Raw genomic sequence first — 15771 nt, forward strand, 5'->3', positions numbered from 1 at the left:
AGAACTCTATCTAAAATAATTTAAAATTAGATTAAAATTTAGCAAAGAAGATATATTCATAGAAATGTTGTGTCTGTTTTTATATATAATGTTGAGATTTTGGTATGTTTTATTTAAGATATAATGTAATTGAATTATATTATTCTATACACATTTACATTTTCCTCCTTATATTTGTGTTTTTATTATAAAAAAGTTTTCTTTTAAATTTCACCATTGTTACTTTAACTATTTAATGCATACTCTAATCTTCATAATATTTATAAATCTAAAAAAGAAACCAGATGAAATCAAAAGACTTTAGTTGCTGATTTAAATACTGTATTAGAAAAGTTACTATCAAATAAATAAAATCTTAGTTAAATAAAAATAAGAGAACTCTTAAAGGATTCCTAACTTAAGTTTCGGTATAGGAATCCTTTAGTACAGTTCTCTTAAAAATTATCTATTATCAACACTGTTCTTAGATACAGTTTAATCTATTTAAAAATCTTTAACTTATCCGAAATCACTAGTATTATCTTGATAATGAGTATTCCAAATAATAACCCAACATTTCTCAATGCCTTCTCTTTTCATAGCTTCCATTCTATGATTCCCATCGTTTACCTTGAGGTCTTTTCCTTCATGTTGTGCTATCAAAGGTGGCATATTCCAGCCATCTTTAATAAGCCTCCTAAATTTATTAATTTCAACTTCCCATTCTTCCGATGGATTGAAATACTCCATATTAGCTTCTGGCCCGCAACATCTTCTTAGTTTATCAAGACTTATAAGTAAAGGACCTGTCCAATACCTTTTCTCTAACTTTAAGCCCACTGAAAAAGGAACATTATCTCCTACAGAATTTAAAAATAAATGAACCCAGTCTTCAATCCTACCTTCTTTTGAAAACTCTATTGCTTCTTCCACTGTAAATATCATATCGTTCATATTGATCCTCCTTAAAATTATGTTATTGTAGTATCATATTTATTTAAAATCATTAAAATATTATCTAGAATAGACTTATATGTATCCTCTCTTCCTAACCTTGCCCAAAATCTCATTCCATCTAATGAATTGCAAATAGCTGCGCAAAGAAATCTCTCTTTAAAATTAGATGTATCAAAGTTACGTTCTTTATAGAAAGTATAAAATTCTTCTAAAAAATTATAATTTGGAAATTCTAAGATAAGCGTTGCAATATCAAAAATGTAATCACAATAACTTACTTTTCCCCAGTCAATTATTCCTGCAATCTTCGAATTATTAATAATGATATTATTATAATGAAAGTCTGAGTGTATTAAATATTTTCGTCCTTCACAGTATTTTGCTAGTTCAATCATTTTTCCGTATAATTCATTAAAAACATTATAATCTACAAAGCTTTCCTTAAAAAGTTCATACCATCCCTTCCAAAATCCTTCTTGATCTTTTGAAAAGAAGCTTTGCAAAAATTCAGTGAATGTATTAAAAGTTCCTTTCATGTTATAATCCATCCAGCCATAACCTTCATAAGCTTTTATGTCTACTGAATGAAGCTTGATTAGATTGTCCATAACGCTTGGCATGGAAGCCTTCAATTCTTCTTCCTTTAATTTATGAATTGGCTTTCCTTCAACCTTTTCAGAAATAGCATAGTAAAAGCTATTGTATACTCCACTATACAGAAACTTGGGTAAAGGAAATTTTTCACCTCTCAACGTTTCCTTCAAATACTTTTCAATTTTAAACTCCATATCATTATCCGAAAAACGAATTACATACCACTTATCGTTGTATTGAAAGAAATAGACTTTCTTTACTTTGCCCGTAGTGGCTTCTTCTATCTTCTCAACTGGATCTTCAAAAATCCCTTTTAGAAGTTTTATCACTTCGTCACTCTTCACTTGTGGCTTAACTAGTACCTCTACCATTCTCAACACCTCCATGCAAACTTTCCACCCTATGCCTTATTTTACTTGAGGTTTCGAGCAATTTATATGCATTTTTCATCTATAATCATTTAATACATAAAAGCTGTTCAAGAAATTTTTCTTTTTCCTGAACAGCTTTTTATCACTTTTTATATACAATTTTTTTAATGGTTTCAATCGCAAGACAATACTCTTCTGCCAATTGATCAATTTTAAGTCCTCTTGAGAACTTCTCTTTAATCTCACAATTTCTTAGTCGTATTTCTTCCTTTACTCCAGATACTTCTCCCCATTCCTTACGCATATTTTTCACCTGTGGAATGTAAACCAAACTGCCACTAATGTATTTTTGTATCTCAGCTATTAATTCCTGAGGAAGTACCTCTATACCATTTCTATAATCCATTCTAATCCGCTCCTTAAAATTAAAGATTAATCTAAGGATGCAATATCTGCCTATAACTTAATTCTGTTCTTATTAGAATGAACCTGGTGACTATATTATTATATAAAGATATCACCCTGCGTTATCTTACAGACATTGCATGGAGTGATGGTTTTGCAGTGGTAATTAAGAATAAGTTTCTCATTTATAAATATCCCCCTAATCCCTTTAATACATTTTAAATAAAGACTTATATGCCTTATTCATTATCATACCATATTTAACCATACATAAATATCCTTAATACGTTATTTTTTTATAATGTATAAATATCTAACTCATGATCATGCTTATGTTTTTACTTTCCTCAACAAGCGATTTTATACGTGAAATATACCCGTATGATTCATTTGGAGCAAATTCTATTGAAGCCAAGAAAACTGCTAACTCAAAATCAAATAAAAACGCAGTAGCATCAAATTCTTCCTTTGTAATCGCATATTTTTTCATTATATCCACTGAATTAAAATTCCAACCGCCATATTCTCTTACCCCATATTCAAAATAATAGAAAGGCACTGACAAAGAAAGACCAAAATCAATTATTGCACCAACTTTATTCACCCCATCTGAATCAACTGCAATTACATTATGTTTTCCCAAATCTCTATGATCAAAAGAAGCTTTAATATTTGTAGAAAGCTTTGAAGAGCAAAATTCAATAACATCCGAAATAAGTACAAGATCCTCTTCAGTAAGAATATTAAGCTTACTAGCATCTTCAATTAATATTTTACCTATTGATAAATATGCTTCTCTCCAAGTAGTATGTGTACCTATGATTCCATTTTCATAAACCTCTCCATAGTATGGAAGATTTATATTTCTCATCTTCTCAACGATTTCCTCTATCTCGTTAGATATATGTTGCTTTTCATTTATAGCTAAACCATCCCATATTTCATAGAGGAGCTTTCCTTCAATAAATTCTTCCAATACATATCTTGTACCTATCTCTTGTTTAGTAGAATCATATTGTATTAGGTTTTTGCAAGGTATTCCTGCCTTGTGCATCAATTTAATGCTTTCTACTTCACGTTCTATTTGACCACTTCGTGTTCTTGGTATTATATTATCATTCTCACATTTTAAGAAAAACTTATTGTCAGGATTTTTAGTGACAATATAATAACAGGTATTATGTGCACCTCCGCCACAAGGTTCTATAACTTCCAAAGTACATTTCTCCCCTTGTGATTTTTTAAGCATCTGTTCAACTCTGTTTGTAAATTCTTTTGATATAGTTAAACTCATAAAACAACTCCTTATAACAAATTTAATAATTATATATTAATTCATTTATTTCAGTAAAATTTGACAATTATTGCTGTGTTTTATAAAATTAATAATATCAATTTTGTAAAATAGAAAATAAATAAAGGATGAACTAAGTGAGTATAGCAAAGCAATTAATTGAACAATCCCTTAATTACATTGAGGACAATATTAAGAATAACTTTACCTTAGATGATATTTCTGAAAATATAGGAATATCAAAATTTCACCTTCATAGATTATTCAAATCCCTTACGGGAACTAATTTAATGAATTACGTTACTACAAGAAAAATATCATCAAGCATAGATGATTTAATAAATTCAAACTTAAGAATAATTGATATAGCCCTTGAATACGGTTTCGAATACGAAGAAACCTATATACGTTCCTTTAAAAGGGTACTCGGTAAGACTCCTTTAAAGGTTAGAAAGTCTGGTGATTCAATTCCTATAGTAGAAATGATAAATGTGGACGATATAATTGAAGCGGGCGAAGCTGCAGTCTATAAACCCTTTTTTATGATAAAACCTAAATTTCAGATAACAGGAATAGAACATACTATATCTTTTACTGAGAATAACTTTGTAGCTAATGAATATGCTAAACAATTTCTTTACACAGAAAATAAACTTACAACTAATTCTCTACATAATAATATTTATATTGGATATACAAATTGGAAAGATGCCCTAAGGGGTTACACTCTATATATGCCATCAATGATAACGGATAAAAGCAAAAATCCCCCCTCAGGAATGGTATCTTTAACTATTCCCAGTCATAAGTATGTTGTTTTTCGATTTGCAGGTTTTTTTAATCTTGAGGAAGTAAATACAACTCATCTACTTCCAGTCCTTGAGTACATGTTTACAAAGTGGATATTTAAAGGCGGTTATGAATTTGCGGATACATTTAGATTTGAATATGTAAATCTAAATATTTCCAATAGTTCCTATTGTGAGATTGATTTATATCAACCAATAAAAAGAAAATAGTGCTTTTATGGTTGAATATGCTAAGTACACATCTAATAGACTTATTTCTAAGAATCTATTAGATGCTACATTTATAGTTTAATTCTAATTATAACCTAGAATGTAATCTTAAATAAGATAAGCAATACCTATTCAGAATGATTTATCTACAAATAAATCTATGAACATAAAACAAAGAAACGATTATTCATATTGAACAATCGTTTCTTTGTTTATAATATCTTGTTGTTATTACACAAGATACTTATTTCAATATATAGAAGAATAACGATATCGCCATCCTATACTTGTTAAGTATTCCTCATTAGTAGTTATAGTATGGATAATAAGGATATGGTGGTGCAATGTAATGATAAGGTAATAAGGCTAATGCAGCTAAAGCATTAAGTGGAAAGGCTCTGCGTCTAAAGCGTCTATATCTTCTTCTAGGACGGCCATAATTGTAATATTGTCGTTGCTGATCATACTGGTTTTCATCGTCTTGCTCCATTACATCCTCACCAATCAGCACACTGACGCGATTCATATCTACATCTTCAATCATTCCATCAAAGGTACTTCCATCTGTCATTGTAAAAACAGCATGAAAATACATGGACTTTTTGCATTGATCATGTAGAGACTGCAAGTCTCTGTAGTACTCATTTCCTTCTAAATTCATTTTTTAAATCATCTCCTTTTCAGTACCATGATATTCATTTATAAAGGATATCGTACCAGCCTTAATGGATAATTAAGGCTAAACATCTCGACAACAAATCTAAATTACATGCTTTATTTCTACCCTGCAATCTCCGCGGAACTAAACTCCCCATTAATATTTCCATTGACTATAATACAATGTCCCCAAAACATATCTCCATCGAAGTAAAATATCTCAAATTCACCATCAGGGTGTACACATATGCTGTCTATTCCCATAGTTTCAGTAAATATTTCTCTTGTAATCTCATCTATTTCAGCCTCGTCATTATCCTTGAGCCAGTCATTTGCAAGTTCTAATAATTCATCAGCCGCGTAATTTTTAATTCTTTGACTCCACTGGTCTTGATTCTTAACAAGCTCCTGTGCAGTCTGCACTGAAGACTTCATATTTTTTTCTTCATCTAAATCAAAACTCAAATGTGCTACTTCACCTGCCCAAGATACACTTCTTTCAAAGCTATTAAACCTCTTATCAAGTTCGAACTGTCCAAGTAGCTGATCGTCGTAAAAAACTGGTTTCATAGCTTCAGTCAAAATATCTTGAAGCTCATCATCTTTGTATTCTGAATCAAGAACCTTAATAAGCATCATTGAATAGTCTCTTTTCATGCGAACCTGTAACCGTACAAGCATATTAGCCTTTAATATCTCATACCAATTTTTCAGTTCTTCATCGTCAGCTAACCACATAAGCCTTGTCACTATCTTCACTACATCCTCATTAGAATCTAACTTCTTCCATGCAACCAAATTAATCGATGCTCCCCATAATTCTTCTTTTGGCGCTTTACCAGCACCTACACCAGAAGCCCCTGTAATCGCTGCTATTTCAAACACTTCGTCTTCAAATCTGTTCGCAAAACTATTTATTTCACTTGATCTACTCATTTTTTCCTCCCATTATACACCATTTAATAATGAAACTTTTATTTTATAATCCTCTCACTAGACCTCATAAGAGTTTTGAGGATCTATTTTAAACTTAACTTGTTCTATTATTATACCATTAAAATACAATTATAATATATTTAGACATCATCAATCTACCATTCTATTATCAATACAAAGAACTAAAGTACAATAATCTTCTTAATATCCCATATACCTCAGAAATTGAAGATAAATAAAAAAGCTACAACCTTTTTAGATTATAGCTTTCTAATCAACTAACTAGATTCATATTCTTATCTATAACAACAAGCTTTTTTTAATCTCTAATAAGTAATTTTTTCTTATAATAACGAAGTAAATAATTTGAGCAATCAACATAGTTCCTATCACCTGTAAAGCCGGTACAGTTATCTTAATGTCAAAAGCGTATTTCAAAGAACTAATGGCAAAGGAAAAATGTATCACTGCAACTACATACGGAAGTAAAAATAATACACCTATCTCAATATTCAATACTTTTTTTATTTCTGAATAGGTCAATCCAATTTTATTTAACTGTTTATATTTCTTTTTATCCTCAATAACATCCATGTAACACTTGTTATATAGAAAACTTCCTGTTGTTACAAAGAAAATAAGTCCAATAAAAATCGCACTAAACAATATTACCCCATAAGCAAATTTAGTACTTTCTAGTATATTTGCTTTTAAAAAATTCCTATAGTATTTATTTCCGTCATCTAAAGTAAATGCATTATTATAACTTTTACATATGCTTAAAGTACCTTTATAATTTTTGACATTTAAAGCTCCAAAATAGATATTTACCCCCTGTATTCTTTCATAAACTGCATCTTTAACTACATACACAGCTTCAAAGACTGCTGGAAGTACTTTTTTTTCACTCTTTTCTGTAACCTTTAATTGTATATTATTAAAACTAATACTTTTTCTTTTGTCTCCAATTAAAGATACGTCTTTTAATGCCTCGTTTTCATTAAAGGAATTAACATCTAAAGCTAGTGTTGATGCTAACTTTTTGTAATTATCTTCACTGATTATAACTACTTCATCTTTTCCATCATCAGGCATAACAAATTTCAGTTCACCACTAACTTTATTGAAGTGTATATTTTCATTTTTTAATAACTTTTCTATAAAATCAGTTTTCATATCTACCTTAGCTTTATTATCATAAACATTGGAATAAAAGAAGGCTTGTGGAAAAGAGCTGTCCACCTGACTCTCCTTGTCTCTCCAGTAAGCATATACAGATCCTACGGCTGATAGAGCAACGGTTGAAGTTATGGTGATTAAGAAAAACATTCTTGTATTGTCTTTTATTCTATATAGCAAGTTTGATACCCATAAAATTGTAGTTTTCTTCATATATAAGCTTCTATTTTTCTTTAGTAACTTAATTATAAATACACTTAATTGAGAAAATAGCAGATAAGTTGCTACCACAACCATCATTGTTACAGGAATTATCCTATATGTGATCGTCTTTTCACTGCATGTAATTGATAAGAAATATCCTACCGTCAATAATGCTATACAAATAGTTACAAGAATAACTGAAGCTTTTGGTTCAGGCCTTGGCTTCTTAGTTCCCTTAAGTAAACTTAAAACCTTATCTTCCTTTATAATGAAAGAGCAAGATGCTGAAATTACTATTCCTATAATTATGAAAGCAGCGAAAGTAATAGCCATAGCCTTCCCTGGAATGTAAAATCCTAATGCATCATATCCTAAAAGCTTTCCACTAGCAGCTAGTAGTATTTTTGAAAAAATCACCCCAAGCAATATACCAGCCACTGCTGATGAGGAAATTATGAGCATATTTTCAACACGTATCATATTTTGTACTTGCCTTTTTGAAGAACCTAGAATATAAAGTATACCAAATTCTTTATACCTGCTTTTAAGAAAAACACTTATAGAATAAAAAACAAAGAAACTTAAGAATAAGTATGCAATTATAGTTGTCATGTACAGTGAGTTTTTCAGATACTTAGGCAGTATACTTACTTTAAAACTTGGATGTAGTATAATCATGGTAAAAGAAAATAGCAAAGCCGCCGATATGGTACTGCTTAAAAAATAGGCAAAATATGCTTTTGCATTTCTCTGAACATTTTTAGTGGCAAATTCTCTGAAATTCACTAATTTCCACCTCCAAGTAATGCAAGCACGTCAATGATTTCTTGATAGAACTGCGGTCTACTGTCTCCTCTATAAATTTCATTATATATAGTTCCGTCTTTTATAAATAAAATTCTACTGCAATAGCTAGCAGACAAAGCATCATGAGTTACCATAATAGTAGTCACTTTTTCCTGTTGATTTATCTTTTCAAATAACTCCATTACAGCTTTGGCTGCCTTAGAATCTAGATTACCAGTGGGTTCGTCTGCTAGCAGTAAAGTAGGTTTATGTACTAATGCTCTAGCAATAGCTGTCCTTTGAGCTTGCCCACCGGATATCTCAAAGGTTCTTTTGTTTATCAAATCCTCTATTCCAAGGATTTTTGATATTCTATTTAGTTCATCATCTTGAAGCTTAACTGCTACTCCATCCAAAGTAAGAGGAAGTACAATGTTTTCCCCCACTGTTAAAGTATCTAATAAATTGAAATCTTGAAACACAAAGCCTAGTTCTCTTCTTCTAAATAAGGCAAGTTCCTCACCCTTAAGCTTTAAAGGATTTTTATCTCTTATTTTTATTTCGCCTGAGGTAGGTTTATCTATTGTTGAGATTACATTGAGCAGAGTGGTTTTACCACTTCCTGATGGTCCCATAATTCCTACAAATTCACCTTCTTCTATAGTAAAACTTACTTTTTTCAAGGCACTAAATAATACTTTATTGCCGTATATCTTACTTAAATTACTTACCTCTAAAATGCCCATCCTACTCACCTCTATTATGTTAAACTTATAACCTTAGTTACTACTAATACTCCAAGTAAAATACCAACCACAACTCTATATACTGCAAAGACCTTTAACGGCTTCTGTTTTAGATAATACACAAATTTTTTCATGACAACTAAAGCCACTAAGAAAGCCACAATAAATCCTGCTATCAATGAAATCCACAAAGTTTTTGTCATTATAGAATAATCAAATTCAAATAAATCTTTGCCGGAGGATCCTAACATTGCTGGTATTGCTATAAAAAACGAGAATTCTGCTGCTATTGGTGTCGATAATCCTGCAATCCATCCCCCCATTATGGTAGAAGCACTTCTTGACATTCCTGGCCAAACAGCAAGAAGTTGTAATACCCCCACCATAAATGCTTGTAATGGTGTTATCTTGTCAATGTTTTCTACTTTATGCCCCTTATTTCTATAGAACTTTTCTAATATTATTAATAATATTCCTCCTACAATAAACCCAACTATAACTGCTTCAGGCATAAACTTTGATTTTATTTTATCGTAAAATAATACTCCCGCAATCCCCATTGGAATTGATGCTGCAATAACATTTATCCCAAATCTAAAGCCTATCAAGCCTTCCCTTCCTCTAGTAAATATGTATTTAAAGAATTCAATTATGCTTTCTTTTATCTTCTTCCAATACAAAACTACAACTGCCAGTATAGCTCCCAGTTGAATTACAACTTCAAACATCTTTGCAAATTCCCCGTTAAAGCCAATTGCCCATCCAACTAATATCATATGACCAGTAGATGATACTGGAATAAATTCAGTTATCCCTTCTACTATAGCAATCATGACAGCCTTCAATATAAATATTATATCCATCTCTTATCGCTCCTTAATGATTAATGTTTTACTGTAAACAGCTTATAATAACATTACATATATTGCTATCTGGAAACCTTACGTAAATGTGACATGCATGTAAGGTTTAGCTATCGTAACATTTTATACTTTCCTTGTACAGTAAAAATAGCAAATAAATAGTTATACTATCCATTTGCTATTAATCAGCTCTGATTGTTAAATTTTATGGTCACTTTTGTTCCTACATTAGCAAAAGATTCTATCTCTACTTCATGGCCTAAATTTTTGCACACCTCTTTGGTTATATATAATCCCATGCCAGTAGATTCACCATATTTACGTCCATTTTCACCGGTAAAGAAAGAATCAAATACCCTTTTTATATCCTTTGTAGGAATTCCTATTCCTTCATCAAGTATATCTAATTTAATTTCTTTTTCATCTTCATAAGCTTTTATAACTAATTCTTTTCCCTTGCCTTGTGAATATTTTACCCCATTAATAATGACTTGAGTTAATATAAACTTTAGCCACTTAGCATCGCTATAAACTTCAATACTTTCATCTATCTCAATCTTAGGAATTATTTTATTTTTTATAAAAAGCTTTTTTTCTTCATTCACTGTATCCCTAGCTAGCTTCTTTAAAGAAACTTTTTCTACCAAAAAATCTTTTTCAAAGGAATCTAACCTTGCAAAATGCATTGCCATATTTAGACCTTCCTTTAGCTTATTAACCTCTTCCTGCATATTATCGTACTCTTCTTCTCCCTCATACTGCTGGAGCTGAAGCTGCATTACTGAAAGTGGTGTTTTCATTTGATGCACCCATTGATTAATAAACCTAAAATGCTCTTTATGAAGCTTATCAGCTTTTAGGATTTCAGCTTTATATAAGTTATGTAATTCTTTCAATACCTTAGAAACATTTTCACTTAATTCTCCACTGCCAAGTTCTAAAAAAACTTCCTTTAGATCAGTAAATCCACTCATGAAAAGTCCATATAGTTTCCTATTTTGATAGTATCTAAAGGCTAGAAAAATAAGCAATATAAATGTATTAAACATAACTATATAAACATTCTCACTTAGTTCTATAAATCCATTAAGATTACAGTACATTAAGGTAAGTGCTAAACTAAAAAAATACGTGATGATATATCCTTTATTATCCTTTAAAAACAATTTCATATTATATCCTTTTACCAGGTTTTGTTTAACCTATAACCCGTTCCCCTTATAGTTTCTATCCCTTTATCTATCCCTACAATCTGAAGTCTCTTTCGCACCCTGCTTATATTTACGCTTAAAGTATTTTCCTCCACAAACTCTAGATCATCCCATATTTTCTCCAAAAGCAAATCTCTAGTAACAACTTTAGGATACTTTTTCATAAGACACTCAAGAAGTATCCCTTCCCTCTTAGTTATAATCAGCTTTTCACCTTTAAACTCAATCTCATATCTTTCAGGATAAAACTTAAGTCCTTCGAGCTCAACTATTCTTTCCTCTCCTTTAGCTGCGTAGTCACCAAAGGCTCTTCTTATTTGACTTTTTATCTTAGCAATGGCTACATCGTAATAAAAGGGTTTAGTTATATAATCATCAGCACCACTTTCTAAGGCCATCACTTGATCCATTCCACTATCTCTTGCTGATATGAATATTATAGGAAGCTTCGATTTTTGTCTTATCTTTTTACACCAATAAAATCCATCAAATTTAGGCAGATTAACATCTAGGAGCACTAAGTCTGGATTGTACTCATTAAAATCTATCATTATATCCTCAAAGTTTTCAGCTATTCTTCCTTCAAAACCATATTTATTTATATATTCTTGCAATAGCCTGCTTATTGAGGAATCATCTTCTACTATATATACTTTATATTTCATATTAATCCCCTTCATAATTCACATATAACATAAACACTTGGCATTCAATACATTATTTTTCCAACCTAATTATACTATTCTTCTTACATCAATTAAATCATCTATACAATATCAGTATCTCTCATTTCTATTTCAATTTCCTCTGGAGCTCTTTGATATGACCTTCAAAGCTTCTTCAAAACGCTCAGTTTTAATATTAGCTAAGAATTGATTCATGTGGACTATCCCATACTTAAGTTTGTTTTCATCATTGGCTAAATCAATTTCGCCCTCCCACATACGTTTATGAAAATCTTCAAAGCTTACATTTTCACCTTCTATATTAATATCTACAGTTTTAGATGAATAAAGCATGAAGATTGACATATAGAATATGTGAAGTAGTTGCTGCATTAGAAAGAAACGTGCTCTAATATAATCATTAGGAGCTTCTCCAAAATAATTCTCAAGATATTCAAGCTCATCGTCTTCGTTATTAACAGCAAAATTCCCCACTACAGCCAAATCTAAATAGCGATCATTTAGAAAAGCAGCTTCCCAATCAACCAGCCAAGCTTTTTCGCCATCAAATATATAGTTTTCTGGCTTTAAATCGTTATGGCATGATACTAAATCTTCAGAATGACAAGGATATATCTCTTTAATACGGATATAGTTTTTCATTATTTCTTCACTCAAATTATCTGAAAGAAACTTCGCTCCAAAAAATCTTTGAACAATTCCATCCATTGCATCAGAATAATTAACTCCCTTATGAAATGGCGGAAGCTTGTGGAGTTTATCAAGAAGTTTTGGCATTATCTCCTTTGCTTTGTCTATGGGAAAAGGTTTAGCTTCAATAAAATCTGTTATTGAAATTTTATCCTCTGTGCTTAAATACCAGACATGTGGAGCTATACCTGCATCTGATCCAGCTTTCATATATTCATAATAATTTGCTGGAGCACTTAATTCGTCCGTGCGTGCAATCTTCATTAAATAAGTTTTATTTTTCACAGCAATTCTAAATGTTAGCGCATTTGAAAGACCTATAGTTATTTCTTCTATATCTTCATAGCTGTCTACCCCAAAAGCTGTTTGTAATGCTTTTTTTACAATGGTTTTCTTATTCTCTGGAATCATACTATCCTCCTAAATATTTTTTATAGTGTATCTCTTTAGGTTTGTTGTTTAGATATAAGCATTTTATATTATATACTTAATTATCTAAAAACTAATGTAAAACTCATACCCTCTTTCTCACATTCTGCAAAAATTTCTCCATCCATCTTTTTCATTATCCCCTTACAGATGTAAAGTCCCAGACCATTTCCCTGCTTTCCTTCCGAATTACTAGCTCTATAAAAGCTATCAAAAATATGATTAAATTCGTTTTGACTTACTATACCTCCAGTATTAAATATCTTAATAAGTTGACAGTAATCTTCTTCATAAAAGGAAACTTTTATTTCCTTACCATCACCATATTTAAAGGCATTTTCAAGTATATTACCTATAACTTCAAAAGCTCTATCTAAATCTCCTTTTACTAACTTGTTATTATAATCTTCAACGATGAAATCTATCATTTTCAGATTGCACTTTTCTTTATAAGTTAATACTATTTTATCCATTAAATCTTTTAAATAAAATTCACCATCTACAACTTCAATATCAAGAACATCTTCAGTGGAAGTTTTTATTAATTCTCTTACGAAGCTTTCTATTTCTAATGATTTTTCTTGTATCTGTTTTGCTGCCAGTATCTTCTTTTCATTGGTATCGTAAACCTCTTCCGCTATAGCCTTAGCATAAAGCTTTATGGTGTTTAGCGGTGTCTGTATATCATGAGAAATTGAAATTAGTAGAAGTTTCTTCTCCTTTTGAAGCCTAAGCTCTTTTACCTTATGGTGATCTAGGCTTTCTCGCAGTATATTGATCCCCCAAATAAATTTACCAAAATATCTATCCTTACTTTCTTTTATATCCTCTTTAAAGTTTCCCTTTGATAATTCATAAGGCATTTCACTTAAAGTATTAAAGGGCTTAAGAATTGAATTTCTTATATATAAAAGTATTGATATCATACTTACTGCAAACATAAATAATACAAGTTCTACTTTTAGTAAGAAGCTATTATGGACTTTTCTGTTTATATAATTAAATCTCAAATAACCTAGCAAATTATCTCCATCATACCAAGGTTTAATTTCATATTCCATTCCATTTGAACTTTTATAAAACTTATCAAGTTCTTCATTGCTTGGTCTCGAAATCTCTGGTAAAAAGGCCACAGATTTTATATATTCATAGGAACTTAAATTAGGCTCAGTAAAAGTGCTACCTTTTACCAAGCCTAAATATATTCTGTTTATCTCTACTTTATATTCACTGCTTTCTTCATTATTGATACTTTGAAATAATATAGGCAGCACAAGTGATATTAATACATATACTGAAAGAACAACAGCTATTAGTTTATCAAACTTCTTCATACTTGTATCCTACTCCCCATATTGTCACAATCCTTTTTGGCTTCTTAGGGTCTTGTTCGATTTTATCTCTAAGCATCTTTATGTGAACTGTTAAAGTTTGGTTTTCACTAAAGCTTTCTGCTCCCCATATCTTGTTAAAAAGATATTCCTTGTTTAAGGTTTTACTTGGATTTTCAACTAGTAGTAGTAATAATTCAAACTCTTTTGAAGTCATATTTATCAGCTTTCCATCAAGATAAACTTCATTAGCATTTTTATTAATTGAAATAGAACCTGAATTTATAATGGTACGTTCTACTTTAAGCTCATAGTTTCTTTTCATAAGTGCCGAAACCTTTGCACTTAGGACATCAACATCTACTGGCTTTTCTATATAATCATCTGCCCCAAGGGTAAAGCCATTTATCTTATCAGTTTTATCAACCTTTGCACTCATTATGATAATTGGCACATTCTGATTTTTCCTAACTTCTGAACAAACTGTAAAACCATCTATGCCAGGCAACATTATATCTAAAAGCATAATTTTCGCAACATCCCTCTGAAAAAATTTCAATGCTTTTTCACCACTATCAACACTTATAATGCTGAAGCCATCTTTTCTTAAAAAAGTACAAATTAAATCTGCAAGTTCTAAATTATCTTCTACTAGAAGTAAATCTACCATATTACCATCCCATCTCCATTAGCCAATTATTGACCTTCCGTTCTCTATCTTTAAAATTATTATCTTCAACAAATTTTCCTAGCTGAATTTCACCTTTTATTGCTCCATCCTCTATATACATTATCCTATCGCACTTAGCTGCAACCTTCATATCATGGGTAACAAGCATAATAGTGGTACCATCTTCATTGATTTTATTAAGCTCTCGCATAACTTCCCTTGAATTTTGCTGATTTAATGCACCTGTAGGCTCATCTGCAAATATCATCTTTGGTGAGTTGATTAAACTTCTGCAAATACAGGCTCTTTGAAGTTGTCCACCTGAAACTTGATTTATATCATTTTCTGCAATCTCGCTTATTCCAAGTTTATTCATAAGCTCTTTTGCTCTGCTATTAACTTCCTTTTTGCTTTTTCCATTCTTTGACTGATATGCAGGTAATATAATATTATCATATATAGAGAGATTTTTTAACATATGCATTTGTTGAAATATAAATCCCATTTCATTAAGACGCAAATCACTGATTTCATTTGCACTAAAAGTACTTATTTCTTTACCAAAATAATCTACCTTTCCTGCAGTTAATTTATCCATCCCACTAACTACATATAGAAGAGTTGATTTACCAGAGCCGCTTGGCCCCATAATAGCAACCATTTCACCTTCAGTAATCTCAAAATTTATATTCCTTAACACATTATTTTGTATTTTATTTATAATATAAGTTTTACATAAATCTCTAACCTTTAATGAACTCATT

16 protein-coding genes are annotated in these 15771 nt (G+C 30.7%); 1 reads left to right on the forward strand and 15 read right to left on the reverse strand.

All coding sequences use genetic code 11. The annotated features are described in order from the left end of the window. Nucleotides 1-498: 498 nt before the first annotated feature. The 4 genes from JHL18_RS19190 to JHL18_RS19205 all read right to left on the reverse strand — a co-directional run bounded on the left by JHL18_RS19190 (nucleotide 499) and on the right by JHL18_RS19205 (nucleotide 3600). Nucleotides 499-933 (reverse strand): ParB N-terminal domain-containing protein, encoded by a 435-nt coding sequence (locus JHL18_RS19190; protein WP_200272224.1) that lies wholly within the window; start codon nucleotides 931-933, stop codon nucleotides 499-501. Between the two features lie 17 nt (nucleotides 934-950). Further along, nucleotides 951-1901 carry a phosphotransferase family protein gene (locus tag JHL18_RS19195; protein WP_200272361.1) on the reverse strand — a complete coding sequence of 317 codons (951 nt, stop codon included), beginning with the start codon at nucleotides 1899-1901 and terminating at the stop codon, nucleotides 951-953. A 142-nt stretch (nucleotides 1902-2043) separates the two neighbouring features. Then, nucleotides 2044-2307, reverse strand: coding sequence for a CD3324 family protein (locus JHL18_RS19200; protein ID WP_200272226.1), 264 nt, complete (start codon nucleotides 2305-2307; stop codon nucleotides 2044-2046). A gap of 312 nt (nucleotides 2308-2619) precedes the next feature. Next, complete coding sequence (locus tag JHL18_RS19205; RefSeq protein ID WP_200272228.1) at nucleotides 2620-3600, reverse strand: phosphotransferase; 981 nt, start codon at nucleotides 3598-3600, stop codon at nucleotides 2620-2622. 137 nt (nucleotides 3601-3737) lie between these two features. On the opposite strand from JHL18_RS19205, the gene JHL18_RS26505 reads away from it, so the two are divergent. Then, nucleotides 3738-4619 (forward strand): helix-turn-helix domain-containing protein, encoded by an 882-nt coding sequence (locus JHL18_RS26505; RefSeq protein WP_200272231.1) that lies wholly within the window; start codon nucleotides 3738-3740, stop codon nucleotides 4617-4619. Between the two features lie 304 nt (nucleotides 4620-4923). Here JHL18_RS26505 and JHL18_RS19215 read toward each other — a convergent pair whose 3' ends face one another. From JHL18_RS19215 to JHL18_RS19265, 11 genes are all read right to left on the reverse strand, one after another. Further along, nucleotides 4924-5214, reverse strand: coding sequence for a hypothetical protein (locus tag JHL18_RS19215; protein ID WP_420839234.1), 291 nt, complete (start codon nucleotides 5212-5214; stop codon nucleotides 4924-4926). Nucleotides 5215-5399: 185 nt separating this feature from the next. Further along, the gene (locus JHL18_RS19220; protein WP_200272235.1) at nucleotides 5400-6212 is read right to left on the reverse strand and encodes a DUF2262 domain-containing protein; all 813 of its coding nucleotides are present in this window, start codon (nucleotides 6210-6212) and stop codon (nucleotides 5400-5402) included. Between the two features lie 300 nt (nucleotides 6213-6512). Beyond that, entirely contained in the window at nucleotides 6513-8381 is a 1869-nt protein-coding gene (locus JHL18_RS19225) for an FtsX-like permease family protein (RefSeq protein WP_200272237.1), read from the reverse strand. Beyond that, the gene (locus JHL18_RS19230) at nucleotides 8381-9127 is read right to left on the reverse strand and encodes an ABC transporter ATP-binding protein (RefSeq protein ID WP_200272239.1); all 747 of its coding nucleotides are present in this window, start codon (nucleotides 9125-9127) and stop codon (nucleotides 8381-8383) included. The genes JHL18_RS19225 and JHL18_RS19230 overlap by 1 nt, the downstream gene beginning before the upstream one ends. Nucleotides 9128-9141: 14 nt before the next feature. Continuing rightward, complete coding sequence (locus JHL18_RS19235) at nucleotides 9142-9990, reverse strand: undecaprenyl-diphosphate phosphatase (protein WP_200272241.1); 849 nt, start codon at nucleotides 9988-9990, stop codon at nucleotides 9142-9144. A gap of 185 nt (nucleotides 9991-10175) precedes the next feature. Further along, nucleotides 10176-11162 carry a sensor histidine kinase gene (locus JHL18_RS19240; protein ID WP_200272243.1) on the reverse strand — a complete coding sequence of 329 codons (987 nt, stop codon included), beginning with the start codon at nucleotides 11160-11162 and terminating at the stop codon, nucleotides 10176-10178. 11 nt (nucleotides 11163-11173) lie between these two features. Beyond that, nucleotides 11174-11866 carry a response regulator transcription factor gene (locus JHL18_RS19245; protein WP_200272245.1) on the reverse strand — a complete coding sequence of 231 codons (693 nt, stop codon included), beginning with the start codon at nucleotides 11864-11866 and terminating at the stop codon, nucleotides 11174-11176. Nucleotides 11867-11998: 132 nt separating this feature from the next. Further along, nucleotides 11999-12988 (reverse strand): phosphotransferase, encoded by a 990-nt coding sequence (locus tag JHL18_RS19250; protein ID WP_200272247.1) that lies wholly within the window; start codon nucleotides 12986-12988, stop codon nucleotides 11999-12001. Nucleotides 12989-13068: 80 nt separating this feature from the next. Continuing rightward, nucleotides 13069-14340, reverse strand: coding sequence for a sensor histidine kinase (locus tag JHL18_RS19255; RefSeq protein WP_200272249.1), 1272 nt, complete (start codon nucleotides 14338-14340; stop codon nucleotides 13069-13071). Beyond that, the gene (locus JHL18_RS19260; protein WP_200272251.1) at nucleotides 14327-15007 is read right to left on the reverse strand and encodes a response regulator transcription factor; all 681 of its coding nucleotides are present in this window, start codon (nucleotides 15005-15007) and stop codon (nucleotides 14327-14329) included. Before JHL18_RS19260 ends, JHL18_RS19255 begins: the two co-directional genes overlap by 14 nt. A gap of 1 nt (nucleotide 15008) precedes the next feature. After that, on the reverse strand, nucleotides 15009-15770 hold the full coding sequence (locus JHL18_RS19265) for an ABC transporter ATP-binding protein (protein WP_200272253.1): 762 nt from the start codon (nucleotides 15768-15770) through the stop codon (nucleotides 15009-15011). Between the last annotated feature and the right edge of the window lies 1 nt (nucleotide 15771).

The organism is Clostridium yunnanense (assembly GCF_016595795.1).
GTDB classification, from domain to species: domain Bacteria; phylum Bacillota; class Clostridia; order Clostridiales; family Clostridiaceae; genus Clostridium_AR; species Clostridium_AR yunnanense.

What these genes read in the sequence shown, in the direction of transcription:
- JHL18_RS19190 (WP_200272224.1), bottom strand. Translation starts at nt 933, where the DNA reads ATGAACGATATGATATTTACAGTGGAAGAAGCAATAGAGTTTTCAAAA.
- JHL18_RS19195 (WP_200272361.1), bottom strand. Translation starts at nt 1,901, where the DNA reads ATGGTAGAGGTACTAGTTAAGCCACAAGTGAAGAGTGACGAAGTGATA.
- JHL18_RS19200 (WP_200272226.1), bottom strand. Translation starts at nt 2,307, where the DNA reads ATGGATTATAGAAATGGTATAGAGGTACTTCCTCAGGAATTAATAGCT.
- JHL18_RS19205 (WP_200272228.1), bottom strand. Translation starts at nt 3,600, where the DNA reads ATGAGTTTAACTATATCAAAAGAATTTACAAACAGAGTTGAACAGATG.
- JHL18_RS19215 (WP_420839234.1), bottom strand. Translation starts at nt 5,214, where the DNA reads ATGTATTTTCATGCTGTTTTTACAATGACAGATGGAAGTACCTTTGAT.
- JHL18_RS19220 (WP_200272235.1), bottom strand. Translation starts at nt 6,212, where the DNA reads ATGAGTAGATCAAGTGAAATAAATAGTTTTGCGAACAGATTTGAAGAC.
- JHL18_RS19230 (WP_200272239.1), bottom strand. Translation starts at nt 9,127, where the DNA reads ATGGGCATTTTAGAGGTAAGTAATTTAAGTAAGATATACGGCAATAAA.
- JHL18_RS19235 (WP_200272241.1), bottom strand. Translation starts at nt 9,990, where the DNA reads ATGGATATAATATTTATATTGAAGGCTGTCATGATTGCTATAGTAGAA.
- JHL18_RS19240 (WP_200272243.1), bottom strand. Translation starts at nt 11,162, where the DNA reads ATGAAATTGTTTTTAAAGGATAATAAAGGATATATCATCACGTATTTT.
- JHL18_RS19245 (WP_200272245.1), bottom strand. Translation starts at nt 11,866, where the DNA reads ATGAAATATAAAGTATATATAGTAGAAGATGATTCCTCAATAAGCAGG.
- JHL18_RS19250 (WP_200272247.1), bottom strand. Translation starts at nt 12,988, where the DNA reads ATGATTCCAGAGAATAAGAAAACCATTGTAAAAAAAGCATTACAAACA.
- JHL18_RS19255 (WP_200272249.1), bottom strand. Translation starts at nt 14,340, where the DNA reads ATGAAGAAGTTTGATAAACTAATAGCTGTTGTTCTTTCAGTATATGTA.
- JHL18_RS19260 (WP_200272251.1), bottom strand. Translation starts at nt 15,007, where the DNA reads ATGGTAGATTTACTTCTAGTAGAAGATAATTTAGAACTTGCAGATTTA.
- JHL18_RS19265 (WP_200272253.1), bottom strand. Translation starts at nt 15,770, where the DNA reads ATGAGTTCATTAAAGGTTAGAGATTTATGTAAAACTTATATTATAAAT.